Below are 1955 nucleotides of genomic sequence, written 5' to 3' on the forward strand. Positions count from 1 at the left end.
CACCCGGACCAGACCCCAGTTGTAGGCGAACCGCTCTGCCCCGGCATGCCGGCGCAGAGCGGCAAGCCGGACGGTGTTTGGATCGAGAGCGAACCGGTACGCCTGGAAAGTCTTCATCCGTCCGTCTCCATGGCGGCGGCGACCGCGCGGGCGGCCCGGYTGGCTGCGGCGCGACGACCATACAGTCGGGCGCACAGCGACGTCAGGATCTCGGTGACGTCCCGGACAAGGTCGTCGTCCACCTCCGCGGAGTCGACAACGAGCAGGCGTCGGCCCTGCGCGGACAGTGCCGCCTCGACATACTCGGCGCCGACCCGGGCAAACCGGTCCCGGTGCTCCACGACGATCGTCGACACGTCCGGGTCCCGCAGCAGGCCGAGGAACTTCMGCCGGTGACCGTTGAGTACGGAACCGACCTCGGTAACGACCCGACCGACCGTGACACCGTTTTCGCCACACCACATCGCGACGCGGGCAACCTACCGGACAGGTCGAAGCGCTGGTCCGCTGACGACACCCGCGCGTACACCACCGCGGCAACCTGCCGGACAGGGGCGGCAGGCTCGTCGACGATCACCAGCCCGCCGACCTTACGGGCAGGGACCGGGAGGAAGCCGTCGCGGTACCAGCGGCGTGCCGTGGTGTACCCGACGCCGTTCGCAGCGGCCCACTCCTTAAGGTTCACACGGCCACTATACGGCGCCATCAGACGCCATCAGACGCCGATTCGACAACAGCTAACAACCCCAAGGGGATACGGACGACGACGCCTGCCCGACCGGTCCCGGATCCCGTGGCGCCCCCGCCGGATCGTCCRGTCCACCCAGGCGGCACCCGCCGACCCTCGACCCGTGTCGAGCCGACCGCCGGAGGGTGTCCCTGCCCGGGAAGGCCGCAGTTCGGTGACGAACCCYAGTCCCGGACCGTCACCGATCTCCAGCAGCGCGGCTCGACCACCGCCACGGGACATGAGGTCACGCCACCGCGGCCAGGCCGGTGGGGGCGCTGTGCCTCGTGATGCCGGGCCGGGTCAGTTCTCCTCGGGCCCGAAGGGATCATCGAGAAAATCGAGGAACGAGCTGTCCAGGCGACCGGGACCAAGATCGTCTTTATCGGCAACGTCCCGGTGATCCGGACTTTCCCGCAGCGACCGGGCGGTATCGTCCCGCAGTCCAATCATGAAGTCCTCGGCGAGACGCACCTGTTCCTGCAGGGATGCGAGCTTCTCCTCGGCCAGGGTAACCCAGGTTCTCAACCGTTCCCRCAGTTCCCTGCRATGATCCGGGGCAAGATCGGGCTGGCTGATCCGCTCACGCAATGTGATGAGAGAGCGCATCTCCTCGAGCGTGAACCCCAGCGGTTTCATCTTCTTGATGAGGAAAAACCGGTCGAGTGCGTCGTCGTCGTACAGCGGGAAACCACCCGAGGTGTGGCCTACCGGCGCGAGCAGGCCGGCATCCTCGTAGAAGCGGGCGGTACGCAGGGACAAGGTCACCAGGGTGGCAACGTCACCGATCCGGTAGCGGCCGTCACGGGCATCGGCGGAAGACCCGGCGCTGCTGGTTATGGACAATTCAACCCTTATCACGTGAGCATGGCGACTGGTATTCGAGTGTCAAGCGTCTCTAGTATCGGCCACTCGCAGCTACACAGGACCGGTAAAGATCTAGTAATCCACGGCCGACGCCGACCGTGACGTCGGTCACCAACGGACTCCGGTTGCTCCACAGGAGCCCGAGCGCCGGCCGCCACCCCGGATCGGTGACCATGGATTCACGAGTCCGTCATACCGTCCGATCCGCATCACCGTGCAGGCCGATGACGAAGTCCTCCGCGACTCCCGCCTGCTGCCGCAGGGTGGCCAGCTTCTCCTCAGCCAGCACGACCCAGGTATGCAGCCGCTCGCGCAGTTCGGTCCGCCGACTCTCGGAGATCGTCGAATCCGACAGCTCGTC

2 protein-coding genes and 2 pseudogenes are annotated in these 1955 nt (G+C 66.6%); all 4 read right to left on the minus strand.

All coding sequences use genetic code 11. The annotated features are described in order from the left end of the window. Nucleotides 1-117: helix-turn-helix domain-containing protein (locus tag Manayef4_RS23280; RefSeq protein ID WP_157858582.1), on the minus strand; the 117-nt coding region annotated here is incomplete at its 3' end. Beyond that, nucleotides 114-685: pseudogene (locus Manayef4_RS16780) on the minus strand (IS607 family transposase). The pseudogene Manayef4_RS16780 and the gene Manayef4_RS23280, both read right to left, overlap by 4 nt. 345 nt (nucleotides 686-1030) lie before the next feature. Then, the gene (locus Manayef4_RS16785) at nucleotides 1031-1573 is read right to left on the minus strand and encodes a MerR family transcriptional regulator (protein ID WP_070132208.1); all 543 of its coding nucleotides are present in this window, start codon (nucleotides 1571-1573) and stop codon (nucleotides 1031-1033) included. A 211-nt stretch (nucleotides 1574-1784) separates the two neighbouring features. After that, nucleotides 1785-1955 (minus strand): annotated as a pseudogene (locus Manayef4_RS26130) (MerR family transcriptional regulator); the annotation flags it as partial.

The organism is Frankia sp. CgMI4 (genome assembly GCF_001756285.1).
Classification (GTDB): domain Bacteria; phylum Actinomycetota; class Actinomycetes; order Frankiales; family Frankiaceae; genus Frankia; species Frankia casuarinae.